Origin of the sequence: Kineosporia corallincola (genome assembly GCF_018499875.1) — a bacterium.
Taxonomy (GTDB): Bacteria; Actinomycetota; Actinomycetes; order Actinomycetales; family Kineosporiaceae; genus Kineosporia; species Kineosporia corallincola.
Window position 1 is genome coordinate 69390 of the sequence record NZ_JAHBAY010000002.1, and the last position, 24881, is coordinate 94270.

A 24881-nucleotide genomic window follows, 5' to 3' on the forward strand; every position below is an offset into this window, starting at 1 on the left:
TCCTGTGGGTTCCTCGGCAGAACGAGCACGCCCTCAGGCGGTGCGGCGCAGGGTGGCCACCGTGATGTGCGGCCAGCTCAGCCCGTTGAAGTTGAGCAGCATGTTCTGGGTGTACTGCAACTGCGAGGCCCGGCGCTCGCCGGCCAGCCTCTCCAGCCAGAAGGTCGAGGTGACGGTGGCGGCCACGGCGTTGGGGCCGTCCGGGCCGCCGGCCAGGACGGCGGTGTTCGCGGTGCCGCCGCCGACCACCGGCTTGTGCGCGGTGATGACGCTGAGGCGGGTCGTCGAGGTGATGTCCTGGCGGGCGATCGCCGAGCGCAGCAGGGTGTCCGGGTCGTCCACCATGGCCTGGGTGACGCCGACGAGACCGGCCGCGGGGTGCGGAACTTCGTCCTGATCGTCAGTGTCTGCTCGGGGAAGTCGAGGGTCTCCTTCGGGGCGCCGATGTTGAACGGGCGGATGTCGGCCTTCGGGACGGACGGCTTCACGCTCTCGTCGGCCGTGCTGGAGGTGCCCTGGGCCACGATGGCGGTGCCGTGCGGGAGGGTGGCCATCCGCACGATCGTCACCGGCTCCTTCGGGTTGCTGGTGCGCGGCACGTGCGCCCAGATGCCCGGCTCGAGATGCAGCCCGGCGCCGAGGTTCTTGTCGGTGATCTGCTGGAGGTAGTTCAGGCCGAACATGGTGATGTCCTTCTGGAGCAGCCCGCGGTTCGGGATCTCGCCGGGGATGCGGGAGAACTCGAGCGTCTCGGTGGTCACGTTCAGCTCCAGGAACCGGTCCTGGCCGGGCACGGTCGGCGGGCTGGTCGATGGCGGGCAGCGGCTGGAACCTGAAGCCGGGGTCGAGGTCGAGGTCATCCTTCGGGGAGACTGACCACCGGACCCGCCACCGGCGTCCTCACTTCTGTCGCAGGGGGAAGCAATGCAGATCGGCGAACTCACCGAGCAGGTGGAACGGATCTCCCAGGGGTACGCGTCCCGGTTCGGCATCGACCGCGACGCGAACTGGTTCGTGCTGAAACTCCAGGAGGAGATGGGGGAGCTGACCCAGGCCCACCTGATGCTCAGCGGCCAGGCCCGGACCAAGGGCCGCACCGGCGACGAGATCGGCGAGCTGTTCCGCTCCGAGGTCGCCGACGTGCTGTGCCACGTGCTGCTGCTGGCGCACCATCACGACATCGACGTGATCGAGGAGGTGCGGCGCAAGTGGCTGGTGTGGGCCGACGGAACCGGCCTGCCGCAATGAACGATTCGTTCCGCCCCGGGTTACGCCCACCGTATGTGTCTGATCTTCTGCTGATTCACGGACTGACCTACGACCACCGCGCCTGGGGCCCGCTCCGGCGTCACCTCGCCCCGGGCCGCCGGGTGCTCGCCGTCGACCTGCCCGGTCACGGCGGGGCCCCACGCTGGGAGTCCTATCCGCTGGAGCGTGTTCTCGCGGCGATCCACGAGCAGGTGACGGCGGGCGGGTTGCATGACCCCGTCGTGGTGGGGCACTCGGCCGGTGCCATTGTCGCCACCGCCTACGCGGCTTCCCATCCGGTCTCGGCGGTGGTGGACGTCGACCAGATCCTGCTGCCCGGACGCTTCGGGCACCTGGTGCGCGAGGCCGAGCCGGTGCTGCGCGGCCCGGACTGGCGCACGTTCTGGGACCGGATGCTGGCCGGCATGGGCATCGAGACGATGACCGGTGAGGCCCGCGCACTGGTGGACGACGCCACCGACCCGCGCCAGGACCTGCTGCTCGGCTACTGGGACCAGATCCTCACCCGCTCCGACCAGGAGCTTGAGGAAAACCTGCGCGGGCAGCTGACGTCCATCGGTGAGCGGGGCATCGGCTACCACTGGCTGTCGTCGTACGAGCCGCCGGCCGCGCACCTGGAGTGGCTGCGCTCCATCCTCCCGGTCGAGGTGACGGTGGTGGGCGCAGGGCACTTCCCGCACCTGACCGATCCGGCCGGGGTCGCCGCGCTGCTGCCCGGCTAGGGCGTGACGCGCCAGCGCCCCGGACCGCCGGGAGCGGGCTGGTAACGGCATCGGCCCCCGGTTCTCAGGGACGCCCGCAGGTGCGCGGCGGCCAGTGGCGCGGCGGTCTCCAGCCGGCCCAGCACCGTGGCCAGCGCCCGGGTCACGTTGACCCGGGCGCGCTCGGCCTCCGAGGTGTGCCGGCGCGACCTGCCGCCGGTCCCGGTGGCCCGGCGCAGCTCGGCCACCAGGGCGTCACGTTCGGCCGTGACGGTCGCGGCGCGGGCCGGGTCACCGGCCCGGTCGGCCCGGTCCAGGGCGTCCTCCAGGGTGCGCAGCCGATCGCGGAACGCGCCGCGGGCCTGCGCGTCGAGCACCGGGTCGCTCTCCGGCACCCGCAGCCCGGCCTCGCCCGCGACCAGGTCGAGTGCCGGGATCTCCTGTCCCGGTGAGGAAACCAGCATCCGCAGGTACCCGAGCCCGCGCAGGTGCCGCAGCCGGGCGCGCTCCGTGCCCGCCTCCAGGTGCCAGTCGTCCCCGTCCCGCCACAGGCGCCACTCGTCCGTGGGCACCGTGGGCACCGTGGGCGGCGCGGGCACACCGGCGGCCGGGGCGAGGCGGATGCCCAGCCGTGCGGCCAGGGACCGCGCGCGCTCGGCGTCGCCGGGGCGTCCCCGCACGGCGAGCGTCGCGGCCAGCCAGGGCAGGGCGCCCAGGCGTTCCTCCTGCGCCACCGCGTCGTCCAGGTGCGCCAGAGCCGGCGCCGTGAGCCCGAGCCGCTGCGCCAGGCGTCCCAGCAGGTCGTCGACGGGACCGGTGACCGTGTTCGCGCCACCCCACACGACCAGGCGGCCCCGGTAGGGCGAGAGCGCGTCGTACAGCCGGCGCACGGCCGTCGGATCACCGCCCCGCGAGGCCACCAGGGCCAGGTCGGCCACCGCCCCCAGCCAGCGCGGCCCGGTGCCGGCCAGCACCGTGGGCAGGAGCCGCTCCAGTTCCAGCAGCGCCTCCTCGTCCCGGCCGGCCAGAGCCAGCACCCGGGCGGCCGTCGCCTCGAAGTAGTGGCCCGGAAGCCGCAGCGCCATCGCCCGCAGCGGCGCGAGGTGCTCCCCGGCCCGGCCGCGCAGCAGGGCCAGCTGCCCGTCGAGAGTGGCCGTCAGCCGGGCGGTGTCGGCCAGTCCCGCGGCCCGCCCGGTGCGGGCGACCTCGTGCCCGAGCTCGTCGGCCAGGTCCAGGCGGCCCCGGATCATGGCCAGCACGGCCTGCCGGGACCGGACGACGACGGCCGCGCGGGGGTCACCGGCCGGCTCGCCGGTGCGCGCGTAGAGCACCAGCGTGGCCTCGGCGGCGTCCAGGTCTCCCAGCTCGACCTGGGCCGTGAACCGCCAGAACAGGCCGTTGAGCTCGAGGTCGAGTCGGCCCGCCCGGCGGGCGAGCTCGATGATCTCGGTTGCCGTGCCGAACCTTTCGCGGGCCGCGGCGGGATCCCAGAGCGCGTGCAGCCGCCCGTCGAGCACCTCGGCCAGCACCTGCGGCGTACCGGTGCCGCGGGCCAGGCGCACGGCCTCGTCGGCGAGCTCCCGGCGGCGCCGGTGCGCGGACGGGTCACCGAGCAGCTCTCGGGCCCAGCGCACCAGCACGCGGGCGCGCACGTCGTCGGGCAGCGGCCGCGCGGCCGCGGTCTCCAGCAGGCGCAGCAGACCGGCGTCCGGCACGAGGAACTCGGATCGCGACGGGGCCCGCAGGGCCAGGACCGCGACGGGGTCGGAACCCGCGCCGTCGTCCCCGGGACTCACGGCCTGGTCGGCGAGATCGAGCGAGGGGCCGGGGAGGCCGCCGCCGGCCAGCCAGATCGCGTGCACGACGTCGTGCGGCAGACCCGGCAGCAGCCGGCCCAGCTCGGCGAGCGTCAGCGGGGCCAGGCGCAGGTCGGCGCCGTCCGGGTCGGTGGTCGTGACCAGCACGGCACCGGCGTTCGCGGTGAACTGCCCGGGGGACGCCGGTGGGGACGTCGGTGCGTCGAGAATGGTGAGGCGGGAACCGGTTTCGGGGCCCTCGGCGGGGACACCGGTCACCGGCAGCCCTCGGGCCGTCGCCGCCGCCCGCGCGGCCCGGGCGAGCGCCGTGCGGCCGGAGCCGGGTGGGCCCGCGACGACCAGGACGCCGCCCTCGCCCGCCTGCGCGCGTTGCAGCAGGCGCTCGATCGCCACCAGCTCGCGGCGACGTCCGATCAGGGGCACGACCGCCAGCCTAACCGGATCCGGCGACTGTCCGCGCACAGTGCGGCCTTTGCCTCAGGAGGCCGGTGCGCGCAGCAGGGCGTTGACGTCGTCCACCCGGTCGGCGGGCACGCTGAACAGGGCCGGAGGCCGGCCCGTGGTCAGCTCGGCCCGCACGAAACCGAAGAAGCCCGGCTCGCTGTAGACCCGCACGATGTCGTCCGCCGGGATCACCCGGGTGGGCAGCAGCAGGCGCCGCATGCGGATCCCCTCGGGCGACACGTCCTCACCGCTGAACCGGGTGCGCAGGGCGGAGATCAGCGCCGCGGCGGTGGCGGTGCCGATGAAGGCGTCCACCGAGGGGTCGGTCAGCGACAGCACGACGGGGATCAAGACCCACCAGGAGGTGGCGCGAAACCTGAGCACACCGGCGATCATGTCGGGACGACGCGAGCGCTCGCAAGGCGCGGCGTCCTGACCTGCCCGGACGTGGTACGAACAGGGGGAACTCGTCGATCTGGTAGTGATTCGGAGCGCGGCATGGGCTTTCTCGACAGACTTCGTCTACGGCGTGCAGGACAGCCTGCACGCTCCGTCGACCAACCGGACGCCGGTCCCGCCCCCGCGCCCGACCGGCCCCGGTATGCGGTGGTTGCCGTCGGAACGTCCGGGTCGGGCACGGTTCGGCGCCGGGTCACCGGTATCGCGATCATCACAACCGACCTGGCCGGACGGGTCGTCGAGGAGTGGGAGAGCACGCCGGGCGCGGCCTTCGCCGGCGTCGTCCCCGAACTGAACCGGCGCCTGGCCGGTGCCGCGATCGTCGCGCACAACGCGGAGTTCGACCTGGCCGTGCTGCGGGCTGAGTACCGGCGGGCGGGATGGCAGCTGCCGCAGGTCCCGGCGCTGAGTGTGCTGGAGGCGTCCGTCCACCTGTTGCCCGCGCTGGAGCGGCGCCGCCCGGCCGACATCGGCGAGGCGCTGGGGGTTCCCGGTGCCGGTTCCGGGGTGGGTGGCGCGGTCGGCCCGGGTAGCCCGGTCGGCTCCGGTAACTCGGTCGGCTCGGTGCTCGGCGAGGCTCGCGTGCTGGCCGGTGTGCTGGCGGTGCTGCTCGGCCCGGACGCCACGAAGGCGTCCCTGGTCGCCCTGCCCGCCCGGGCACAGACGGTCACCTGGCCCTCCGCCCCCACGCTCACCCCTCGCGACGATTCGCCCTCCGGCCTTCACGGGGGGACGCCTGTCCCGTCGGGAACCGCTCTGCTGGAACGGTTCTCCCTGATCGACGCGCTGGACGAGGGCGCGCCCGCCGCCGCCCTGGGCTACCTGGAGAAGCTCGCCGAGGTCTTCCAGGACGGCACCGTCACACCGCAGGAGACGACCGCCCTGGCGCAGGTGGCCGCGGCCGAGGAGCTGACGGCCGACGACGTCGCCCGCGCCGCCGAGGCATTCGTGCGCGCGCTGACCCACGCGGCCCTCGGTGAGGGCGCCCTGCCCGCCGCCGAGCGCGAGGGGTTGCTGGCGGTGGCCGGTCTGCTCGGCGTCGGGGAGCGCGTCGTCCTCAAACTGGTGGACGCCGCGGAGAGCGCGGCTCGGGAGCGTGCCAGGGTGGGCCGGACGAGCCTGCCCGGGTTCTGGTCGCTCGGCGAGCCGCTGCGCGTGGGCGACAAGGTGGTGTTCAGCGGCTGCGACCCCGACCTGCGCGAGACCCTGGAGAGCCGCTCGCGGCGGCTGGGTGTGCGCGTGGTCGGGACGGTCTCGCCGAAGACCGCGCTGCTGGTGTCCGACGGCTCGGTCGAGGGCGTGCGGGTGGCCCGGGCGCTGGAGATCGGCACGCGGATCGTGAAGCCGGAGGAGTACGCGCTGCTGCTCGACCACCTCCAGCCCGTGCACGGTGGGGAGTGGGCGGCTCCGGCCGACGGTGTGGTCACGGTGCCGGAGACCGTGCCGGTGGTGAAACCGGTGGTGGCTGAGCCGGTGCTCGCTGAAACGGTGCTCGCTGAAACGGTGCTCACGGAGCCGGAGGCTGTGAAGGCGGTTACGCCGGAGGCCGTTATGCCGGAACCTGTCGAGGTGGAGGTCGTTACGCCGGACGCCGTCGGGCCGGTTTCCGCCGAGGTGGTGGCGGACGAGACGGCGACGCCGCTTCCGGTTCCTGAACCGGCTGTGGCGGAGACGGATTCGGCGGATTCGGTGGACGGGGCAGAAGCTTCGCCGGCCGGTCCGGAAGCTGTGTCGGCTGTGCCCGAGCCCGAGCCCGAGCCCGAGCCCGACGCCGTGTCGGAGCTGAAGGTGGTGCCGGAGCCGGAAGCCGTTGCTGAGGCGGAGGTCATGCCCGAGCCAAAGGTGGTGCCGCAGCTGAAAGGGCTGCCGGAACCGGAAGCCGTACCTGAGCCGGAGGTCGTTGCCGAGGCGGAGGCCGTGCCCGAGCCGAACGTGGTGCCGCAGCTGAAGGGACTGCCGGAGCCGGAAGCCGTGCCGGAGTCCGAGGCCCTGTTCGATGAGGATTCCCTCGCGCGGCAGGACGTCGCACCGGAGCCGGCGAAGCCCGCACCGAAGAAGCCCCGGGCCCGCAGGACCACCGTGAAGACGGAGACAGCTCCCGCACCCGGGGCCGAGAACGCTGATGAGGTCCCGCAGACGAAGACAACCGCGCGGAGGTCCAAGGCGTCCACGCCCGGGAGCGAGGACGGGGAGACACAGGCCGCCCCGCGGACGCGATCGCGGGCCGCGTCCAAGACCACCGCGTCCAAGACCACTGCCGCGCAACCGAAGACGGCGTCCCGGGCCACGGCGGGCATCCCGGGTGACACCCAGGCGCCGAAGTCCCCGGTGGCCAAGTCCCCGTCGGCGAAGGGTGAAGTGTCGAAGTCGGCGGCTCCGGAGCTCGTACCCCAGGAGACCCCGGCGAAGGCCACCCCGCCCAAGGCCGCCGAGGTGCGGGCGTGGGCGCGGGCCAACGGGCACGAGGTCTCCGTGCGGGGCGCTCTGCCGAAGGAACTGGTGGCGGCCTACCTGGCGGCCACGTCGGGCGAGTGACGAAACGGGTCGCGGCCGGACATCGGCCGCGACCCGGTCACCCCTCGGCCGTCACACCACCGGTCAGGAGGGGCGAGGGCGTCTCAGGTGTCGTCGCCGAACGCGCTCACCGCGGCGTAGTACACCGCGGCCACGCCCTCGCAGGTGCTCCGCAGCGGGTTGACGGAGCTGTAGGCGTACTGGCAGTTGGTGACCAGGTCGGTCTTGAGGGCCGCGTCGCAGGTCGTCTTGTGGTCGCCGGGCGCCTCGTAGCACAGGTCGTGGCGGGCACACGGGCCGCGGAAGTCGGCGCTGCCGAACGAGTCCGGCGAGGAGGTGCAGTAGTCGTGCAGGCTTCCGAGGGACGGGTCGTAGACGTAGTTCGAGGGCACGGTCACCTGGGTCACCGCGAGGGTCCGCGCCTGGCCGGTGCTGCTGTCGGCGCTGCTGTCGGTGCCGGTGGCCGTGTAGTCGGAGAACAGGACGTACGCGGGCACCTGCGCGGTGTCGTCCAGCGTCACGGTCTGGATCAGGCGGGTGCCGTCGATGCGGTATGTCGTGGGCAGCTGCCGGCCGTCGTGCGTGACGGTGTAGGGAGCGTCGTAGGCGCCCACCACCTCACCGGCGGCGTCTTCCACCAGCACCTCGCTGGAGAAGCTGCTGCCGGCGTCCCCGGTCAGCGGCCGCAGCCGCCCGCCCTCGGGCACCTGGGCCGCGAACGCGTAGGAGTAGGTGCCGGGTTCGGTGACGGCGGCCGGCGGCAGGTCCGCGGTGGGCGCCGACGACACCGTGGTGACGCTCGTGCTGCCGGCGACGTCGGTGGTGGCCGCCGCGGCCTGGGTGGGGGCGGCCAGCGCCGCCACGAAGATGATCAGGGCGGCGGCCGGCCCGGCCGACCAGAGTTTTCGGGGTGCCTTCATGGCTGCTGTTCTCCTGCCCTCGTGCGGGTGTGACGGCTCGCGCCTCAGGGATGGTCACGACCTCGGGCAGGCACGACCCGCACGCCGGCGCCCACCGCTGCCGGGATGGGGCACCCGACATGGCCTTTCGGCTACCGGACCGGGGACGCACTGCTGCCGCTGCCAAGTTACGACCTGGACAATTCGGACGTCAACCACGAGAGTCCGGCGGCAGACCCGCCCCAGGGGGTACGAGCGCCAGGTCGGGCAGCTCGGCCGGCCGGCTCGGCGCAGCAGCTTGGCCTGGCGTTCCGGTCAGGCAGCTCGGTCGGGCGTGCCTGGCAGCTCGATGCCGAACAGCCTGCAAGCGTTGCCGGCGGCGAAGGCGGCCCGCTCCGCGTCGTCCTCAATTTCGGTCAGGAACCGCTGGATCTCGCCGGAGGTGGGACGCAGGAACGGGTGGTCGGTGGAGAACAGCAGCCGGTCCGGGGTGGTGACGTCGCGGGCGTGGCGCAGCAGGGCGGGGCTGAGCATGCCGGAACAGGTGATGTGGACGTTCGAGCGGATGTACTCGGACGGCTTGCGCTCCAGTTTCGCGATCCGGTGCAGGCTGTCGGTGCGCTCGCTCCAGAACGGCAGCAGCTCGCCCCAGTGCCCGAGCACGATCTGGAGGTCCGGATGGGCGTCGAGCGTGCCCCGGGCGATCAGCCGCAGCGCGGCCAGCCCGGCCTCCAGGTGCCAGCCCCAGGTGAAGGTGGACAGCGCCAGCGAGGTGAGGTCGTCGAAGCCGGAGTACGCCGCCTCGCGCACGGCCCGCGTGGGGATCTGCGGGTGGATGAAGACGGGTAGGCGCAGCGCGGCCGCGGTCGCGAACAGGTCGTCGTAGCAGGGGTGATCGAGCGGGGTGTCGCCGGTGCGGCCGTAGACCATGGCCCCCACCAGCCCGAGCCCGGCGGCCCGCTCCAGCTCGCCGGCCACCGCGGACGGCTCGGCCATCGGCAGGGTGGCCATCGCGCGCAGCCGGCTGGGGTGACGGCTGACGGCCTCGGCGGCCAGGTCGTTGAGCTCGCGGCTGAGTGTCAGTGCCCCCGCCGCGGCCAGCGGGCCGGTGGCAGGCGGCGCCACGGACAGCACCGACAGGTCGATGCCCTGCTCGTCCATGACGGCGATCCGCGCGTCACCGACGTCTTCGAGCAGGGCCAGGTTGTCGCCCATCTCGTTGAAGGCCAGGCTCTCGTCGCGCTCGCCCTCGGGCAGGTCTTTCAGCGCGGCCGTCAGCCGCGGGGTGGTCCAGTGCTCCTCGATCGCGATCAGGTTCACGGTGCCCCTTCGATGAACGGTTGTTTAGCCAAGACCGTAGACCTTCGCTCAACGCTTGTATAGTCGAGTTCATGACAGGGACCAGGGACGCCCGGCGGGCCGAGTCGGCGCGGCGCATCCTCCTCGCCGCCCAGGAGGAGTTCGCCGAGCACGGCTTCGAGGGCGCCACCATCCGCTCGATCGCCGACCGCGCCGGGGTGCACGCGTCCCTGGTCATGCAGCACTACGGCACGAAGGCCGCGCTGTTCCGCAACGCCGTGCAGCTGCCGCCGGGCGAGGCCGGGGTGGCCTCGCAGCACCTCGCCGACGTGCTGGACGCCCGGCTGGGCGAGCTGCCGCCCGAGACGCTGGCCCTGGTCCGCTCGATGCTGACGGTGCCCGAGGCGGAGGCGACGATGCGCGACTTCCTCCAGGAGCGTGTCGAGAACCTGGAGCGCTCCTTCGACGGCCCGGACGCGCAGGCCCGGGCGCTGCTGGCGGTCAGCACCGTGCTCGGCCTCACCATCGGCCGGCACTTCCTGAAACTGCCCGCCTTCGAGCAGATCACGCACGAGGAGCTGGTGAAAACGGCCGGTGCCCTGCTCGCCGGGGAGGGCTGACCCCTCCCGGCGAGACGGCCGGACGGCTCACACGTGGATCGCGGTGGCGTCGCCGAGCACGTCGCGGGTCGGCGAGTTCTCCGGCATCAGGAGGTCGAGCGCCGAGCTGCCCGCGGACAGCCGCATCACCGAAACCCCTTGGTAGAGGCGGTGGCCGGTGACCTCGACACGATCCAGCCGGTGCGGGAACAGGAACGTGCGGGCGTGTGAGAGGTCCTGCTCGTGCCCGCGCACCAGCCAGTCGCGGCGGCGCACGAGCGACAGCTCACCCGGGCGGGCCAGCACGACGCCCGCGTTGAGGAACGCCGGGCGCAGCCGGTGGGCCAGGGCGGCCAGGGAGCCGGGACGCGGGGAGACCTGGGTGGACGGGTGCCCGCCCAGCACTCTGGAGTCCGGGTCGGTGCGCAGGGTCTCCTGGGTGTCGGCGCGCAGGCCGTGGTCGCGCTGGGCGCTCAGGAGGTGGGTGGCCGAGGGGGCGATCCGGCTGTCGGCGCCGTCGGTGCCGTCGTGGGCCCAGGGGGTGTCGGTGGCGGCCGTCACCGCCCGGCGCAGCAGGGCGACCAGCCGGGTGATCGAGGTCCTGGCCGAGCCGTTGTAGGGGATGGTCAGCGGGACCCGGTCGGTCAGGTGCACGGTCAGGCGGCCGTCGAGCAGCAGCACGCTGTCGTCGAGCGCGAAGATCTGCTCGTGCGGGCAGGTGAAGGTGCTGAAACCCTCACCCTCGCGGGTCAGCACGGTGAGGTCGCCGGCCGTGACCACGATCAGGGCGTCGTACAGGTGCATGGCCGGGGTGGCGTCGCGGCGGGCGATGTCGCGCGGGACCTTGAGCACCAGCAGGGTCTGCGAAAAGTCCAGCGGGTGAGCGCGGTACAGGCGCGGCAGACCCTCCGGGGAGGTGACCTCGTCGATCCACGGGCCGAAGGCGTCGTACTCGGTGGTGTCCACCACCCCGCGCTCGGCGAACAGCGGGGAGACCACCGCCCGGTTGCGCACCGCGTCGGGCCGGAGCGGCTTTTCGTCGTCCACCGGTTCACCCTAGCGGGAGGCGGGGTGGTGGCCTCCACCGCTGTCCATGAGGCGGGCGCGGGAGGTCGTTCTCGATTTTTCACACCGGCCAGGCGCCCAGGGTGGTGTGAAAAATCAGGAGGTGTCCCCCGTACTGGCCGCCCTGACCACCGGCGACCTCGGGACCACCGATGACTTCCGGCGTCCCGCCCGGTCTATCAGGACGTAGCCCGTCCTAGCGATCACCCGGAGACCACCATGACCAGCACCACCCACGCCGGCCGCATGCTGTTCGTCAACATGCCCGTGGCAGACCTGGGGCGCAGCACGGCGTTCTTCGCCGGGCTCGGGTTCACCTTCGACCCGAACTTCACCGACGACACCGCCGCCTGCATGCTGGTGGGCGAGCAGGCCTACGTCATGCTGCTGACCCGGGAGAAGTTCGCGCACTTCTCCAAGCTGCCGATGGCCGACCCGGCCACCCACGCCCTGGCCCTGTACTGCTTCAGCGTCGCCTCCCGTGAGGAGGTCGACTCGGTCACCCGGGCGGCGATCGCGGCGGGCGCGGTCGAGGCGGACGGGCTGGAGGACCACGGGTTCATGTGCTCGCGCAGCTTCTTCGACCTGGACGGGCACGGCTGGCAGGTGATGTGGATGGACCCGGCCGTGGCTAACGGCGCGTGAACCCGGCCGGCGTGAACCGGCCCTGTTCCAGCCGCTTCTCGATGTCCTCCGTCAGCAGCGTGATGAGCCTGCCCCGGGTGGTTCTCGAACCGGTGTCGATCGGTGTGCTGGGCGTGGCGGTGGCCCACAGCGTCGCCTGGGGTTTCGCCGTCGCCGCCGTGCCGGTGCTCGCGGCCGGGCTGTGGCTGCTGCGTGGCGGGCGGATGCGGACCCTGGGCGGCTGAACCGGTGCCGGAGTGCCCTGGCGCGCGGGAGGCTGCCCATGGTGCACCATCTGCGCATGATCGAAAAGGTGGTTTTCCCGAGTTCCCTCGGGCCCCGGCTCGCGGGCGTTCTGGAGGTTCCGGACGGCCCGGTGCGGGGCTGGGGCGTCTTCGCGCACGGCTTCACCCTGGGCAAGGACTCGCCCGCCGCCGCGCGGGTGTGCCGGCGGCTGGCCCGTGAGGGCATCGGCATGCTGCGCTACGACAACCTGGGCCTCGGTGACTCCGAGGGGGACTGGGGCGACGGCTCCTTCACCGTCAAGATCGACGACACCGTGCAGGCGGCCGAGTTCATGAAGCAGCGCGGCACGCCGGTCGAGCTGTTGGTCGGGCACTCCTGGGGCGGGGCCACGGTGATCGCCGCCGCCCACGAGGCGGCCGGGGTGCGGGCGGTGGCGACCATCGGCGCCCCGGTCGACCCCAGCCGGGTGGAGCGTCACTACGACGCCGTGGTCGAGCGGGTGCTCACCGAGGGCTCGGCCGAATGGCTGATCGGGGGCAAGGCCCTCACCCTCAAGCGCTCCTTCGTGGAGGATGTGCGCGAGGCCGACCTGCGCGACCGCATCCACGACCTGCGTCTGCCCCTGCTGGTGATGCACTCACCCACCGACAACACCGTCGGCATCGAGAACGCCAGCGAGATCTTCCGGCTGGCCCGGCATCCCCGCAGCTTCGTGTCGCTGGAGGGCTCCAACCACTTCCTCACCGGCGCCGGCCAGGCCGACCGGGCCGCGCGCATCATCAGCGCCTGGGCCGACCCCTACCTGAGCGCGGGCGCCGGTCTCTGATCTCCGGCCCGGAACGACCCGGAACGACCGGCAGGCGGGCGCGACGACGGGCCACGCCACCCGCTCCGGTTCTGCTCGACTCCCGGCCCGAGGCCATGGCGGTCGTTCCCGGCCACCCACGCCGTGACCGGGGAACTGGCCCGCAACGGGTCGTCGGTGACCTTCGTGCGCTGACGGATCCGCAGCTGCGTCCCCCATGGCGAGTCTCGAACCGGGGACGATGCCCGGACGGCGGGTGCGGGTCGAGCGGGTACACGGCCACGCCCGAGGGGTCCCGACAGAACCTCCCAGCGACTGCCGGGCCCGGCTACCGTCGGTGCCGTGGACCATCGATCCGAGGTGCGGGAGTTCCTGACCAGCCGCCGGGCGCGCATCTCGCCCCAGCAGATCGGGCTGCGCACCTACGGCGAGCGCCGTCGCGTGCCCGGGCTGCGCCGGGAGGAGGTGGCCCGGCTGGCCGGCCTGAGCATCGACTACTACACCCGGCTCGAACGGGGAAACCTCAAGGGCGTGTCCGAGACCGTGCTGGAGGCGATCTCCCAGGCCCTGCGCCTGGACCGCGGCGAGCACGACCACCTGTTCGACCTGGCCCGCACCGCCAACCCCTCCGGCGCGCGCCCCACCCGGGCAGCGGTGGAGACGCCGGTGCGGCCCGAGCTCCAGTTCATGCTCGACGCGATCACCGCCGCGCCCGCGTTCATCGCGAACAACCGGATGGACCTGGTGGCCGCCAACGCCCTGGCCGCCGCCATGTACTCGGTCATGTTCCACGGCCCCGGGCGGCCGGTGAACTTCTCCCGGCACATCTTCCTCGACCCGGCCGCCCCGCGGTTCTACCCCGACTGGGAACGCGCCGCCTGGACCAACGTCGCCATCCTGCGCCGCGAAGCGGGACGTCACCCGCGGGACAAGCGGCTCGCCGACCTGGTCGGCGAACTCAGCGTGCGCAGCGAGGCTTTTCGGGAACTATGGGCCACGCACGACGTGCGGCGCCACTACGCCGGGATGAAGAGCTTCCGGCACCCCGAGGTGGGGCTGCTCGAACTGAACTTCCAGTCGCTCGAACTCGACGGCGACCCGGGACTGACCATGACCGTCTACACCGCCACACCAGGAACACCGACCGCCGAATCGCTGCGGCTGCTCGCCTCCTGGGCGGCCACCGAGGAACCGGCCCGCCTGACGAACAGCCACTGAGCAGCTACTGAGGGCCGGGCCGCCGGAAGGATCGCACCGCGTGCTGACCGATGTCTGGCCCTTCGTCGAGGAACAGCGCCACCACGGCCGCGACGTCGTGCTCGCCCGCCTGGTCGGGCGGGACGGCCCCGGGTCCCGTCCGCTGGGCGCGACGATGGCGGTGACCCGGAACGGGTCCTGGCGCGGCTCGCTGTCGGGCGGATGCGTCGAGGGCATCGTCCTGCGCGCCGCCACCGACGTGCTCGAAGGACGCGAACCCCACCTGATGACGGTCGTGGTCGGCGACGACCTGATGCCCTGGGAGGAGGCGCCCGCCTGCGGCGGGGAACTCCAGGTGCTGCTCACACCGGCTCCCGGGGGGCGGGCGTACGACGCCATCACCCAGGCCCTGCACGCGAACGAACCGCTCGCCGTGCGGGTCGGGCTCACCGCGCCCTTCGGCTGGGACACCGCACCCGAGGCGTCCCGGCTGACGGCGCCCGGCGGGTTCGTCGAGCAACTGCCCACCCGCCCCCGGCTGCTGCTGGTGGGCGCCACCGACCTGGCCGCGGAGCTGGCCGCGCTCGCCGGGCCGCTACGGTTCGAGGTGGTCGTCATCGACCCGCGGCAGGCCTTCGTCGACAGCGGCGCCCTGCCCGCCGGCACCCGGACCGTGCTCGGCTGGCCGGACCGCTGGCTCGCGGAGAACCCGCCCCGCCCGGACGACGCCGTGGTCGTGCTCACCCACGACCCGCGCATCGACGACCGCGGCATCCGGGCCGCGCTCGCGGGTGGTGCCGGGTACGTCGCCGCGCTGGGCAGCCGGGCCACCCACGCCCAGCGGATGCGCCGGCTGGGGCACCTGCCCGGGATCGGGAGGCTCTGCGGTCCGGCCGGTCTCGACCTCGGCGGCCAGTCCCCGGCGGAGACCGCCCTGTCCATCCTGGCCGAGGTCGTGGCGGCGCGGCACGGCCGCGCCGGTGGGCCGCTGCGCACCGGTGACCTGCCGATCCGCCCGCCCCGCGGTCCGGTCCGGGTGCCGTCGCAGAACTGAGGACGCCGGTCGCACCCACGGCGCGACGAGCACCCCTCGTGGCCCGGGCCCGGAGGCATCTTGACGGTGGGGTCAACCTGCGCCATGGTTCTTGACCATGGAGTCAAGTTCTACCCAAGGTGCCGTGGCGCCCGAGGCGACCACAGCGGCGTCCACCGTTGTGCCCGTGTTCGCCGGCCTCACTCTGCTCGAGCCCGCCGACGAGACCGCCGTGTGCGGGCCCGACGGGACGTGCCACTGATGGCGGGCGCGTTCGGCGCGGCCGCCGAGCCGATCACCATCGACGTCTGGAGCGACGTCGTCTGCCCGTTCTGCTACTTGGGCGACGCCCACCTCCAGCAGGCCATCGACGCGTTCCCGCACGCGTCGTCCGTGGTGGTCCGCTACCACAGCTTCCAGCTGCACCCCGGTGCCGGGAAGGCGATGCCCGCCGACGAGTACCTGGTGCAGGGCAAGGGCCTGTCGGCCGACCAGGTGCACGCCTCGCACGAGCACCTCGCCGCCCAGGGCGCCCGGGTCGGCCTGGACTACCGGTTCCCCGAGTCGCTCATCGCCAACACCAGGGACGCCCACCGGCTGATCCACTTCGCCAAGGCCGCCGGGCGTGAGCACGAGATGGTGATGCGCCTGTTCCGGGCCGAGTTCACCGAGGGCCTCGACGTGTCCGACCACGCCGTGCTCGCCGACCTGGCCGAGGAACTCGGGTTCTCGCGCGACGAGGTGACCCGGGCGCTGAACAGCGACGCGTTCCAGGCCGACTTCGAGGCCGACGTGGCCGCCGCCCAGCAGATGGGCATCAACGGCGTGCCGTTCTTCGTGTTCGACAGCAAGCGGGCGATCTCCGGGGCCCAGCCGGTGGAGATGTTCCGCAGGGCACTGGACCTGTCCTGGCAGGACCGGGTCGACAAGACGGCGTGAGCGGCACCACGCCGACCCCGGGCGCACCCCGGCGGGCCGACGCCCGGCGCAACGCCGAGGGCATCCGCCGGGCCGCGCTCGACGTGTTCCGCTCGGGCGGCCTCACCACCCCGCTGGACGAGGTCGCCCGGGCCGCCGGGGTCAGCAAGGGCACCATCTACCACCGGTTCGGCAGCCGCCGCGGGCTGATCGACGCGGTGGTGGACGAACTGGTGGCCGAGCGGATCACCGGCATCGTGCGGGCCGTGGACCAGCTGGACGACCCGCTGGAGCGCTTTGAGCAGTACCTGCTGGCCGTCTGGCTGCTCCAGTTCGACGAGCCCGCCGCGAACGACGTGCTGATGCGCACCCTGCCGGAGTCGGAACCGCTCACCGGCCTGTGCGAGCGGGCCCAGCGTTTCGGTTCAGAGCTTCTGGACGACGCACAGCGCTCCGGCGTCGTCCGGGGCGACCTCACCCCGGACGACCTCAACCACCTGATCCTCGAGCGCGGCGTGGTGGTGCGGGCCTGCGGTCGGCAGACCCGCGAGGAGTACCGGCGCAGGCTGGGTTTCGTGCTGGACGGGCTGCGGGTGCCGGGCCACCGGGCGTCCGTCGGCGATTAGGCTCAACAGGATGAGCCCGCCGCCGCTGACCCCCGAACGCCTGCGCGAGCTGCTGGGCCCCGTGCCTGGGGCACCCGCCGATCCCGGCCCGCGCCTGCACAGCGAGACCGAATGTGACGGCTACGTGCGCAGACACGTCTCCTACGACGTCCCCTCGGGCCGCGCCTCCGCGTTCGTCTGTGTGCCCACCGGCCTCACCGCGCCCGCACCCCTGGTGTTCTGCCATCACCAGCACGCCGGGCAGTACGACCTGGGCAAGAGCGAGGTCTGCGGCCTGCGCGGCCACCCCGACCAGGCCTATGCCGCCGAACTGGCGCAACGCGGATTCGTCACGATCGCCCCCGACGCCATCGGCTTCGAGGACCGAAACCCTGCCCAGGGGCGCAACCTCGGCTGGTTCGAGCTCTCCTCACGCCTGGTGCTGGGCCGCACCCTGCTGGCCGACTGCCTCCAGGAGATCTCCCTGGCCCTCGACCACGCCGTCACCCTGCCCGAGGTGGACGCCACCCGGATCGGGTTCATCGGCCACTCCTACGGCGGCCGCATGGCCATGTGGGCGCCCGCCTGGGACGAGCGCATCACGCTGAGCGTGTCCAACTGCGGCTGCATCCCCTACCGCGATTCCTTCACCCTCGACACCGGTTTCCAGGCCGAGATGGTCGTGCCCGGTTTCGCGGACGGGTACGACGTGGAGGACGTGCTGGCCCTCGCACCCGGGTGCCGGTTCCTGCTGATCGCCACCGACGAGGACCGCTGGAGCCGCGGCGCCTGGGACATCGAGGCGAACCTGCGACGGCGCGAGGCCGGCCACGTCACGGTGCGGCACCTGAGCGGAGGGCACGTGTTTCCGCCACAGCAGCGGCAATTGGCCTACGAATGGCTCGAAGACCTGCGCTGACCGGTCTGCGCTGACCGGCCTGCGCCGACCGGCCTGCGCAGACCGGCCTGCGCTGACCGGCCTGCGCCGACCGGGTGGCCGGTGCGCGTCTTCCCCGGCCACCCGCACCGGTGAGGCTCGCGCCACCGGTGCGGCGAACGTCCACCAGCGGGAGCAGATGGGAGCCGGCGGTGCGGGACGCCGGCTCCCATTCCCTGGCTAGAGCGCGAGCTCCGCGCTGTCGAAGGCGGTGAACGACGGGTTGACGTCGGTCTCGCCGGCCTTGCCGTCGCACCCGCGTTCGGTGTCGAAGGCGAGGTAGGTGCCCGAGCTGCACGCGATGCCGAACTCGGCGTCGCCGCCGACCACGATGTCGCCGGACAGGCTGGCGCCCGCCTGGATCAGCGCGTTGTCTTTCACCACCGCGTCTCCGGTGACCGTGCCGCCGTTGACCCAGCCCAGGCCCTCGATGCGGGCGTTGCCGCTGACCGTGCCGGAGTAGACCGCGGCGTTGGGGCCCACGTAGGCCGAGGCCGACACGGTGGCGTCCGGGCCGACCCAGCCGCCGCCGTTGGAGTGCCAGTGCCCGCCGTCGGTGGCCGCCGGTTTGGTGTAGCCGGAATCGAAACCGGACGGGGTGGCGCCCTGCACCCGGAACTCGTACGGGTAGCGCAGGGCCTTGTCGTAGCCGTCGAGGAAGCCGTAGTGCGGCACGCTGTCGGGGGTGGCGGTGGTGACCAGCCAGACCTCGCTCTCACCGGCCTCCAGCTGGAAGTCGATGCGGCCGTCGACGCCGGTGTGCAGCTCCGAGTAGCGCGGCGTGCCGTTCTTGACCGCGACCAGGCCGAACGTCCAGCCGGTGGCGCCGGTCTCGTCGTGGCCCCTCAGCCGCAGCGAGACCTTGCCGCCGTCGGTGTCGGGCACCAGCTTGATCTGATTGAAACCGTAGTCGGACGGGGCCATGCGGGAGTTGATGCGGTAGTGCCCGAGCGACGCGTCGACCGCCTCGACCCCGCCGCCGTTGTAGGCGTTGTTGAGAAAGCCGGCACCGTAGACGTCTTCGATGAACGGTTTCAGCGTGTCCTGGTTGCCGAAGTCGTAGGTGACCGTACGGGTGGCGTATTCACCCACGCGCCGGTTCAGTTCGGCCTGCGTGATACCCGTGATGCGCCGGTAGGTCTCGAGCGGGTGCTCGTCGTCTTCCGCCTCGTTCCAGATCTTGTTGAACATGGCGAGGCCGTCGCGGTCCTTGATGTACTGCATCAGCATCCAGTTGCCGTAGTGGTGGCGGCTGGAGCTGTAGTAGAGGTTCTCGGAGCGCAGCCAGCGGCTGAGGTCGCCCGCGGCCGTGGTGGGAAGTGCCTGCATGGCCATGAATTCGGCGCTGGTCTCCCAGAACGTGCCCGCGGAGGCGTCGGTGAAGCCCTGGCCGGACTCACCGAGAAAGGTGTAGTTCTGGAACACGTGCGCGAGTTCGTGTGCCAGGCCCCAGGAACCGGGCAGCGCCGCGTCGGGGTCGATGTTGATGACGCCGACCTTGCCGTCGACCGAACCGCCGGTGGCCCAGTCGCTGAGCTCGGTGCGGTTCCAGGTGTTGGTGACGATCACGACGATCTTGTACTCGGCCAGGAGCCCGTCCTCCGGGGTGAACTCCATGTCGTCCATGTAGAACGAGTACAGGTCTTCGAGCTGGGTGAGGATGCTGTCGGGGTCGAACCGGTAGTCGGCGGAGGCGGATTCCGGTTCGGTGCCGGACTTCTCGCCCCACAGCAGCTTGAAGTTGGTCGACTCCTTCGACCGGTCCTCGCTCCAGGGCACCTCGCCGGTCTGTTTCCAGCCGGCCGGGATGTAGACGGCCTTGTTGGCCGCGGCAGCGGGACGGGTCTGGATGATGAAGACCCCGCCGATCACGACCAGCGCGATCAGCAGGGGGAGCCAGGTGCGGGTCTGCCGCACGCTGCGGTGGTTCAAGACGTGTTCCCTTCAGGGGCGGGACGGTGCGCTGGCCTGCCTCGCTTCTGGTGGATCAAGCGGTGATGCAGGCCTTTTCGATCGGTGATGACGGTGTGCGCGATGCCCCGCGCGTGGTTCAGGTCGGGTGGGAACACCGAAAGGTTGCCCGGTTGGCCGAGAAGCTTGTGTTTTGTCTGTGATAAGCCTGTGCTGCGAGTCGATCTGGTGACCGGGCCGCCCCTTCGGGCGCGGCCGGACGGGTGAGAGGGCCTCAACTCCGGGTGACCGTCGCCGACCCGGGCAGGCAGGCGCGGACCCGCGTCGGCAGGACGGACCGGGAAGAGGCCGATGACATACCTGATACTGAGCGTGCTGCTGGCCATGGGAACTGTTGCGGCGATCGACTCGTACCGCCGCGGCCAGGAGCGGCAGGTGCAGGGGTGGTGGCGCCTGGAGCCGGTCGCCTGGTTCCTGATCGTCTTCCTGCTGGGCGCGATCGGGGCGGTGATCTACCGGCTCGTGCGTCGTTTCCGGGACCGGCAGCCGTCGGCCGCCGGCTGGGCGGGCGCGGGGCAGGAGCAGATCGCGCACGGGCCGGTCGGTCAGGCGGCGACCCGCTCCTACCTCAGCTACCCGCCCCGGCCCCAGGACGGGCGTCCGGAACCGAGGATCGTCTACCCTGCCACGCAGTGAGCCGTCTGCTGTGAGGATCGGGCGTGATACCGGACCCGGCGCCGACCGGGCCGGTGCCACGCCGGAGGTTTCGCCGTATCGTCCGTTCCGCCGTTGACCAGCGTGTTCTCAAGGGGCGGATGAGGCGGCGTCGCTAATCTCGGCGGTATGGGGGATGGGATCGCCGCGCGCTGGGAACGTTTTCTGGGTGGCCTGGACGCGGCCGTGCAACGCCGGGTGCACCTGCGCGACCAGTCGCTGGCCCAGGGGGAGACCCCGGCGGGGGACGTCTCCGCGCTGCTGGGCAGCCGGCTGGCCGTGGTCGAGGCGTGGAACGGGGCGCCGGTGCTGTTCGGTCAGCTCGACCGGGCGCTGGACACGCTCGCCGGGGCGGCCGGGCTGAGCCGGTTCGAGGCCGACCTGCTGGCCGTGCTGGTCGCGGCCGACGTGGACCCGTCGCTCGCGGTGGCGCTGGACCAGCTGCGTCCCTCCGGGAGCCCGGCCGAGCGGCCGACGGTGGGGCCGGTGCTGGAGGTGCTCGGCGTCGCGAACGTCGAGCCGGCCGTCCGCGCCGGGTTGCGCGCGGGCGGGGCCCTGCACCGGGCCGGGCTGCTGCGGGTGCACGGCGCCGGGCCGTTCATGGGCCGCACGCTGGTGCTGCCCGACCGGGTGACCGGTCACCTGCTCGGCGACCACGAGCCGGACGCCGTCCTGCATCCGGTGCTGCTGCACGCCGTTCCCCTGGAATGGCCGGGTGGCGAGCAGATCTCGCGCTACTGGCAGGAAGGCGCGGGCCTGGTCTGGGTGCACGGGCCGCTCGGCGACGCGGGCCTGTCGATGGCCGCGGGAGCGGCGGCCCGGCACGGGCTGGAGGTGACGGCCGTCGACCTGTCCCGGGCCGCGACCGACCAGCAGAGCGTTCTGGTGGACGCCGCGGTGCTGGAAACGGTTCTGCGCGGCGGTGTCCTGGTGGTCACCGGACTGGCGACGGACCAGACCGGGCAGGCCGACCCGTCCGGCCAGGCCGTTCCCGCCGTGCTGCACCGGCTCGCGGCGGCGCGCATCCCGGCGGTCGTGGTCTCGGACACCGCCTGGGACCCCCGGTGGGCCTCCTGGCTGCCGCCGACGGTCCCGGCGCCGCGGCTGGGCGAGGAGCAGCGCCGTGCCCTCTGGTCCGCCCGGATGGGCGAGGGCGCAAAGGATCCCGGCCAGTGGCGTGACCTGCTGGCCCTGCGGGTGACGCCGGAGGAGATCCACGCGGTCGTCGACCTGACCCGGCTCACCACCGGCGAGCCGACGGCGGCCGACCTGCTGGGCACGGCCCGGCGGCTCAGCGACCAGGCCGGCGTGATGCGCCGTTGCGACGTCACGCTCGACGACCTGGTTCTCCCGTCGTCCACCCGTTCCGGTCTGGAGGAGATGATCAGCTGGGGTCGCCATCGCGACGCCGTGCTGGCTCAGGGTCCGCTGATGGGCAAGGGGCGCGGGCGGGGCATCGCCGCGCTGTTCGCGGGCGGTTCGGGCACCGGGAAAACCCTTGCGGCCCAGGCCGTCGCCGGAAGTCTCGGGCTGGACCTGTACCAGGTGGACCTGGCCGCGGTGGTGGACAAGTACATCGGCGAGGCGGAGAAGCGCCTGGCCAGGATCTTCGCCACTGCCGAAAGACTCAACTGCGTGCTGTTCTTCGACGAGGCGGACGCGTTGTTCGGCGCACGCACCGCGGTGCAGGACGCCCACGACCGCTACGCCAACCTGGAGGTCTCGTACCTGCTGCAACGGCTGGAGCAGTTCGACGGCCTGGTGGTGCTGGCCACCAACCTGCGGGGCAACCTGGACGCGGCCTTCACCCGGCGGCTGCACTTCGTACTGCACTTTCCCGAGCCCGATGAGGACGGGCGGATGTCGTTGTGGGACAGTCATCTACGGCACGTTGCGGAGTTCGACACCGAAGACCCGGTGAACACCGTCGTGCTCTCGTCGGTAGAGGGGGTGACCGGGGGCGTGATCAAGAATGCCGTACTGGCGGCGGCTTTCGCGGCGCATCACGACGCGCAGGGCCGGGTCGGGCAACGTCACCTGGCCACGGCCCTGGAGCGTGAGCTGCGCAAGATGGGTCGCCGCAGCACCGCCGTGGGCAGGGGCGCCGATCTCGCCGTGTCTTCCGCGGTGCCCTCCGTCGGCGCCCGGTCGTAGGAGGCCGGAATGCCGCTCACCGCACTGGAACGTGCGCTCCAGAACTGGCTGCGCACCGAGCTCCCGCTGCCCGAAGACGTCGGTGACGTCTCGTTCGAGAGTCCCGAGGGGACCTGGGGGACGTCGATCAGCCGGCCAACGGTCAACCTCTTTCTGTTCGACATCGCCCGCGGCGCACAGCAGTCCGTGCCGCTGCCGCCGCGCCGGGGCGCCGACGGTGTGCTGGTGCAGGAACGGCCGGCCCCCTCGATGTGCTTCTGGTACCTGCTGAGCGCCTGGGGCGGGGGTGTGCGCGAAGAGCACCAACTGCTGGGAGACGCCGTGAAGGCCGTTCTGCGCACGTCGTTCCTGACCGTGCCCGACGACGTCCCGGACCTGGTCGGGCCGGTTGCGCTGACACTGGCCGAGAGCGGGCAGACGCGGGGCCGGGAGCTGTGGGGCAACCTCGGTGGAAAGCTCCGGGCGTCCTTCGTTCTCGGTGCCACCACGGCCGTCACGCTCGATCGCACCCGGCCGGTCGCACCGTCCGTGGAGCTGGTGCGGGTGGGGGCGGTGCAAGGGCTCTCGGGTGACGAGGATTCGGCCGACCCGGCCGGCCGGCGGTTCGTCTGGTTCGGCCAGAACCGCCAGCGGGGGCGGGATCAGGGCTGATGGACGTCTCTCTCGTCAACGACGAGATCAGCCTGGAACCGGATGTTCCCACCGAACTGCTGGTAGACGTCGTCAACACCGCAGACGTCATCGACGCCGTGCACATCGACCTCGCCGGCGCGCCCGGGGCGGTGGCCGAACTGGACGGCACGCCCACGCTTTTCCCTGGGGAGCGCCGTCGTCTGCCGCTGCGGGTGCGGCTGCCCGCCCGGATGCCGGCCGGGCGCCACGAACTGGCCGTGCGGGTGCGGCCCGCTGTGGGCGACACCTGCCGGGAGGCCGGGCTGACGGTGGACGTCGGCCCGAAACCGGCCATGGTGGCCGGGATTCAGCCGTCGGTGCGCAAGGCGGGCCGCCGCACCAGGTTCCCGCTGACGGTGGCCAACCGGGGCAATACAGCGCTGCTGGTGCAACCGCGAGCGGTCGAGGTGCCGGACGGGGTGGAGATCCGGTTCGAGCCGGACGAGTTCATCATCGAGCCCTGGAACACCGGCACCGCCGTGATCCGGGTGAGCGGGCCCCGCAACCTGGTCGGGGCGGTGCTCGAGCACCCGCTCGACCTGCGGGTCACGGCCTGGTCGTCCACGCCCGGGCACCCCCTGCTCCAGCAGGAGCTGCGGCACGACCTGAAGATCACCTTCCGGCAGAAGGCGGTGTTCAGCACCTGGCTGCTGTTCGGGATCGCCCTGGTGCTGATGCTGGCGCTGTGGATCGTGCTGGGGTACGTCGGGGTGCAGATGTTCGTGAAGTCGTCGGCATCACCGATGAACCTTTCGCCCGCGATGCTGGGGCCGACCCGGCTGGACGGTGGCTCCGACCCGGACGTCAGCATCTCCGTCTCCGGGCGGGTGATCGCGCAGGACGGGCGGTCGCTGGCCGGGGTCACGGTGCTCGCCTGCGACGCGGAAGACCCGAGGCTGTTGCGGGGGCGGCGGGTTCGGTATCTGCCCACGCAGCTACCGAGATGCGCGCGGCAGCCGGCGGGTCGCAAGGGTGAGGAGCCTGCGCCGCCCGGCCTGGCCTGGGCGGTCGAGCAGGACGTGAGCTCGTCCGACGGCAGCTGGCTGATCGAGAACATCCTGCCCGGCCGGTACTGGCTCTACTTCGACTCCCCGGACACCGCCGATCTGATCACGGCCGCCTACTGGTACACCGGTTCCTGTCAGATGGTCAGAGGGATGCCGGGCCGGCCGGGGGAACTGACCGTGCAGGTGCGCCGGTGGATGCGGGGGGCGAGCCAGGAGCGGCTGCCACGGGTCCGGGTGCAGGTTCTCGAAGACACGGCCGACGACGAGGGCGCTTCGGCCGACGAGGGCGCTGCGGCCGACGGGGACACTTCCGGCGGTGAGGCCGCTTCGGGAAGTGCGGGTGCTTCGGGTGGTGAGGGCTCATTGGGGAGTGGGGGCGTCTCGGGCAGCGGCGGAACGACCGGAAGCCGGGACGCCGGTCCGGCGCCGGGGGCCGGCCCCCAGCCCGGCATCTCCACGACCGCGGTGGAGACCGTGCCGGGGTGCGAGAACGCCGCGTTGCGCAACGATCCGCCGCCGCACGACATGACGCCACCGACCGACATCCCGGCCCTTCCCTACAGAAGCGTCCAGAAAACCTCCGGCAGAGGTGTTTTCAGCGTCCAGCCGGTGATGCTGACCGACGGCTGGCCGGACGAGGGGCGAGGAGCGGGACAGAGCTCGGGCCAGGCACAGAGCGAGGGCGAGGGCAAGAACGAGGGACAGGGACAGGGACAGGGACAGGACGAGGGCGGGACGGGCGGAGGTGCGCTCGACGGTGACGGCCCGGACGTGGTCGACGAGGACGAGACCACGGCCCGCACGGCGGGGGGCGGCCTGCTGAGTGCCCGGGTCAGGATCCGGGTTCCGGACGCCCCGGGCCGCTACGACCTGAAGATCACGTTCGGCAAGGAGACGATGATGCTGCGCGACGTCGAGGTGCTGCCGGGGTCCGCAAGCGGCGTGCTGTCGGTCAGGTTCAGCCCGGTCGCCACCACCTCCGGAAAGTGATC

At 72.4% G+C, this 24881-nt stretch carries 25 protein-coding genes; 18 read left to right on the forward strand and 7 right to left on the reverse strand.

Going from position 1 to position 24881, the window contains the following annotated elements; genetic code table 11:
• Positions 1 to 33: 33 nt before the first annotated feature.
• Complete coding sequence (locus KIH74_RS04530; RefSeq protein ID WP_214154480.1) at positions 34 to 345, reverse strand: hypothetical protein; 312 nt, start codon at positions 343 to 345, stop codon at positions 34 to 36.
• Between the two features lie 114 nt (positions 346 to 459).
• Here KIH74_RS04530 and KIH74_RS04535 point away from each other — a divergent pair, with 114 nt between their 5' ends.
• Genes KIH74_RS04535 through KIH74_RS04550 form a run of 4 tightly spaced genes read left to right on the forward strand, consistent with a single transcriptional unit; the run spans position 460 to position 1991 of the window.
• Positions 460 to 669 (forward strand): hypothetical protein, encoded by a 210-nt coding sequence (locus KIH74_RS04535; protein WP_214154481.1) that lies wholly within the window; start codon positions 460 to 462, stop codon positions 667 to 669.
• A gap of 12 nt (positions 670 to 681) precedes the next feature.
• Positions 682 to 876 carry a hypothetical protein gene (locus KIH74_RS04540; RefSeq protein WP_214154482.1) on the forward strand — a complete coding sequence of 65 codons (195 nt, stop codon included), beginning with the start codon at positions 682 to 684 and terminating at the stop codon, positions 874 to 876.
• A gap of 48 nt (positions 877 to 924) precedes the next feature.
• Complete coding sequence (locus tag KIH74_RS04545; RefSeq protein ID WP_214154483.1) at positions 925 to 1248, forward strand: nucleoside triphosphate pyrophosphohydrolase family protein; 324 nt, start codon at positions 925 to 927, stop codon at positions 1246 to 1248.
• Between the two features lie 35 nt (positions 1249 to 1283).
• Positions 1284 to 1991 (forward strand): alpha/beta fold hydrolase, encoded by a 708-nt coding sequence (locus tag KIH74_RS04550; protein ID WP_214154484.1) that lies wholly within the window; start codon positions 1284 to 1286, stop codon positions 1989 to 1991.
• Here KIH74_RS04550 and KIH74_RS04555 read toward each other — a convergent pair.
• Entirely contained in the window at positions 1988 to 4210 is a 2223-nt protein-coding gene (locus KIH74_RS04555; protein WP_214154485.1) for an AAA family ATPase, read from the reverse strand. The genes KIH74_RS04550 and KIH74_RS04555 overlap by 4 nt on opposite strands.
• A gap of 54 nt (positions 4211 to 4264) precedes the next feature.
• A complete protein-coding gene (locus KIH74_RS04560) occupies positions 4265 to 4615 on the reverse strand; it encodes a hypothetical protein (protein ID WP_214154486.1) in 351 nt (116 codons plus the stop codon).
• A 222-nt stretch (positions 4616 to 4837) separates the two neighbouring features.
• Between KIH74_RS04560 and KIH74_RS04565 the strand changes: the two genes are divergently transcribed.
• Positions 4838 to 7225, forward strand: coding sequence for an Lsr2 family DNA-binding protein (locus KIH74_RS04565; protein WP_214154487.1), 2388 nt, complete (start codon positions 4838 to 4840; stop codon positions 7223 to 7225).
• A gap of 83 nt (positions 7226 to 7308) precedes the next feature.
• On the opposite strand, the gene KIH74_RS04570 is transcribed toward KIH74_RS04565, so the two are convergent.
• Positions 7309 to 8124: a phospholipase A2 gene (locus KIH74_RS04570; protein WP_214154488.1), complete on the reverse strand. Its 816-nt coding sequence runs from the start codon at positions 8122 to 8124 to the stop codon at positions 7309 to 7311.
• A gap of 294 nt (positions 8125 to 8418) precedes the next feature.
• Positions 8419 to 9423 carry an amidohydrolase family protein gene (locus KIH74_RS04575; RefSeq protein ID WP_214154489.1) on the reverse strand — a complete coding sequence of 335 codons (1005 nt, stop codon included), beginning with the start codon at positions 9421 to 9423 and terminating at the stop codon, positions 8419 to 8421.
• 71 nt (positions 9424 to 9494) lie between these two features.
• Here KIH74_RS04575 and KIH74_RS04580 point away from each other — a divergent pair, with 71 nt between their 5' ends.
• Positions 9495 to 10022 (forward strand): TetR/AcrR family transcriptional regulator, encoded by a 528-nt coding sequence (locus KIH74_RS04580; RefSeq protein WP_214154490.1) that lies wholly within the window; start codon positions 9495 to 9497, stop codon positions 10020 to 10022.
• Between the two features lie 27 nt (positions 10023 to 10049).
• Here the strand turns inward: KIH74_RS04580 and KIH74_RS04585 are convergent, their stop codons facing one another.
• Positions 10050 to 11048 (reverse strand): hypothetical protein, encoded by a 999-nt coding sequence (locus tag KIH74_RS04585; RefSeq protein ID WP_214154491.1) that lies wholly within the window; start codon positions 11046 to 11048, stop codon positions 10050 to 10052.
• A 237-nt stretch (positions 11049 to 11285) separates the two neighbouring features.
• Between KIH74_RS04585 and KIH74_RS04590 the strand changes: the two genes are divergently transcribed.
• From KIH74_RS04590 to KIH74_RS04625, 8 genes are all read left to right on the forward strand, one after another.
• A complete protein-coding gene (locus tag KIH74_RS04590; RefSeq protein ID WP_214154492.1) occupies positions 11286 to 11711 on the forward strand; it encodes a VOC family protein in 426 nt (141 codons plus the stop codon).
• 41 nt (positions 11712 to 11752) lie between these two features.
• Complete coding sequence (locus KIH74_RS04595; RefSeq protein WP_214154493.1) at positions 11753 to 11935, forward strand: hypothetical protein; 183 nt, start codon at positions 11753 to 11755, stop codon at positions 11933 to 11935.
• A 56-nt stretch (positions 11936 to 11991) separates the two neighbouring features.
• The gene (locus KIH74_RS04600; RefSeq protein WP_214154494.1) at positions 11992 to 12762 is read left to right on the forward strand and encodes an alpha/beta hydrolase family protein; all 771 of its coding nucleotides are present in this window, start codon (positions 11992 to 11994) and stop codon (positions 12760 to 12762) included.
• A 321-nt stretch (positions 12763 to 13083) separates the two neighbouring features.
• Complete coding sequence (locus KIH74_RS04605) at positions 13084 to 13959, forward strand: helix-turn-helix transcriptional regulator (protein ID WP_308113591.1); 876 nt, start codon at positions 13084 to 13086, stop codon at positions 13957 to 13959.
• A 40-nt stretch (positions 13960 to 13999) separates the two neighbouring features.
• Positions 14000 to 14992, forward strand: a complete 993-nt coding sequence (locus tag KIH74_RS04610) for an XdhC family protein (RefSeq protein WP_214154495.1) — start codon at positions 14000 to 14002, stop codon at positions 14990 to 14992.
• 240 nt (positions 14993 to 15232) lie between these two features.
• Positions 15233 to 15910, forward strand: a complete 678-nt coding sequence (locus KIH74_RS04615) for a DsbA family oxidoreductase (RefSeq protein ID WP_214154496.1) — start codon at positions 15233 to 15235, stop codon at positions 15908 to 15910.
• The gene (locus tag KIH74_RS04620) at positions 15907 to 16515 is read left to right on the forward strand and encodes a TetR/AcrR family transcriptional regulator (RefSeq protein WP_214154497.1); all 609 of its coding nucleotides are present in this window, start codon (positions 15907 to 15909) and stop codon (positions 16513 to 16515) included. Before KIH74_RS04615 ends, KIH74_RS04620 begins: the two co-directional genes overlap by 4 nt.
• A 10-nt stretch (positions 16516 to 16525) precedes the next feature.
• Positions 16526 to 17413 carry a dienelactone hydrolase family protein gene (locus KIH74_RS04625; RefSeq protein WP_214154498.1) on the forward strand — a complete coding sequence of 296 codons (888 nt, stop codon included), beginning with the start codon at positions 16526 to 16528 and terminating at the stop codon, positions 17411 to 17413.
• Between the two features lie 198 nt (positions 17414 to 17611).
• Here the strand turns inward: KIH74_RS04625 and KIH74_RS04630 are convergent, their stop codons facing one another.
• Positions 17612 to 19363 (reverse strand): DUF6055 domain-containing protein, encoded by a 1752-nt coding sequence (locus KIH74_RS04630; RefSeq protein WP_214154499.1) that lies wholly within the window; start codon positions 19361 to 19363, stop codon positions 17612 to 17614.
• Between the two features lie 330 nt (positions 19364 to 19693).
• Between KIH74_RS04630 and KIH74_RS04635 the strand changes: the two genes are divergently transcribed.
• The 4 genes from KIH74_RS04635 to KIH74_RS04650 all read left to right on the forward strand — a co-directional run bounded on the left by KIH74_RS04635 (position 19694) and on the right by KIH74_RS04650 (position 24879).
• A complete protein-coding gene (locus KIH74_RS04635; RefSeq protein ID WP_214154500.1) occupies positions 19694 to 20038 on the forward strand; it encodes a hypothetical protein in 345 nt (114 codons plus the stop codon).
• Between the two features lie 147 nt (positions 20039 to 20185).
• Positions 20186 to 22210 (forward strand): ATP-binding protein, encoded by a 2025-nt coding sequence (locus KIH74_RS04640; protein WP_214154501.1) that lies wholly within the window; start codon positions 20186 to 20188, stop codon positions 22208 to 22210.
• Between the two features lie 9 nt (positions 22211 to 22219).
• Entirely contained in the window at positions 22220 to 22861 is a 642-nt protein-coding gene (locus tag KIH74_RS04645; RefSeq protein WP_214154502.1) for a Pvc16 family protein, read from the forward strand.
• On the forward strand, positions 22861 to 24879 hold the full coding sequence (locus KIH74_RS04650) for a hypothetical protein (protein WP_214154503.1): 2019 nt from the start codon (positions 22861 to 22863) through the stop codon (positions 24877 to 24879). Before KIH74_RS04645 ends, KIH74_RS04650 begins: the two co-directional genes overlap by 1 nt.
• The last annotated feature ends 2 nt before the right edge of the window (positions 24880 to 24881 follow it).

What these genes read in the sequence shown, in the direction of transcription:
- KIH74_RS04530 (WP_214154480.1), bottom strand. Translation starts at nt 345, where the DNA reads ATGGTGGACGACCCGGACACCCTGCTGCGCTCGGCGATCGCCCGCCAG.
- KIH74_RS04535 (WP_214154481.1), top strand. Translation starts at nt 460, where the DNA reads ATGTCGGCCTTCGGGACGGACGGCTTCACGCTCTCGTCGGCCGTGCTG.
- KIH74_RS04540 (WP_214154482.1), top strand. Translation starts at nt 682, where the DNA reads ATGGTGATGTCCTTCTGGAGCAGCCCGCGGTTCGGGATCTCGCCGGGG.
- KIH74_RS04545 (WP_214154483.1), top strand. Translation starts at nt 925, where the DNA reads ATGCAGATCGGCGAACTCACCGAGCAGGTGGAACGGATCTCCCAGGGG.
- KIH74_RS04570 (WP_214154488.1), bottom strand. Translation starts at nt 8,124, where the DNA reads ATGAAGGCACCCCGAAAACTCTGGTCGGCCGGGCCGGCCGCCGCCCTG.
- KIH74_RS04580 (WP_214154490.1), top strand. Translation starts at nt 9,495, where the DNA reads ATGACAGGGACCAGGGACGCCCGGCGGGCCGAGTCGGCGCGGCGCATC.
- KIH74_RS04590 (WP_214154492.1), top strand. Translation starts at nt 11,286, where the DNA reads ATGACCAGCACCACCCACGCCGGCCGCATGCTGTTCGTCAACATGCCC.
- KIH74_RS04595 (WP_214154493.1), top strand. Translation starts at nt 11,753, where the DNA reads ATGTCCTCCGTCAGCAGCGTGATGAGCCTGCCCCGGGTGGTTCTCGAA.
- KIH74_RS04600 (WP_214154494.1), top strand. Translation starts at nt 11,992, where the DNA reads ATGATCGAAAAGGTGGTTTTCCCGAGTTCCCTCGGGCCCCGGCTCGCG.
- KIH74_RS04615 (WP_214154496.1), top strand. Translation starts at nt 15,233, where the DNA reads ATGGCGGGCGCGTTCGGCGCGGCCGCCGAGCCGATCACCATCGACGTC.
- KIH74_RS04625 (WP_214154498.1), top strand. Translation starts at nt 16,526, where the DNA reads ATGAGCCCGCCGCCGCTGACCCCCGAACGCCTGCGCGAGCTGCTGGGC.
- KIH74_RS04635 (WP_214154500.1), top strand. Translation starts at nt 19,694, where the DNA reads ATGACATACCTGATACTGAGCGTGCTGCTGGCCATGGGAACTGTTGCG.
- KIH74_RS04640 (WP_214154501.1), top strand. Translation starts at nt 20,186, where the DNA reads ATGGGGGATGGGATCGCCGCGCGCTGGGAACGTTTTCTGGGTGGCCTG.
- KIH74_RS04645 (WP_214154502.1), top strand. Translation starts at nt 22,220, where the DNA reads ATGCCGCTCACCGCACTGGAACGTGCGCTCCAGAACTGGCTGCGCACC.
- KIH74_RS04650 (WP_214154503.1), top strand. Translation starts at nt 22,861, where the DNA reads ATGGACGTCTCTCTCGTCAACGACGAGATCAGCCTGGAACCGGATGTT.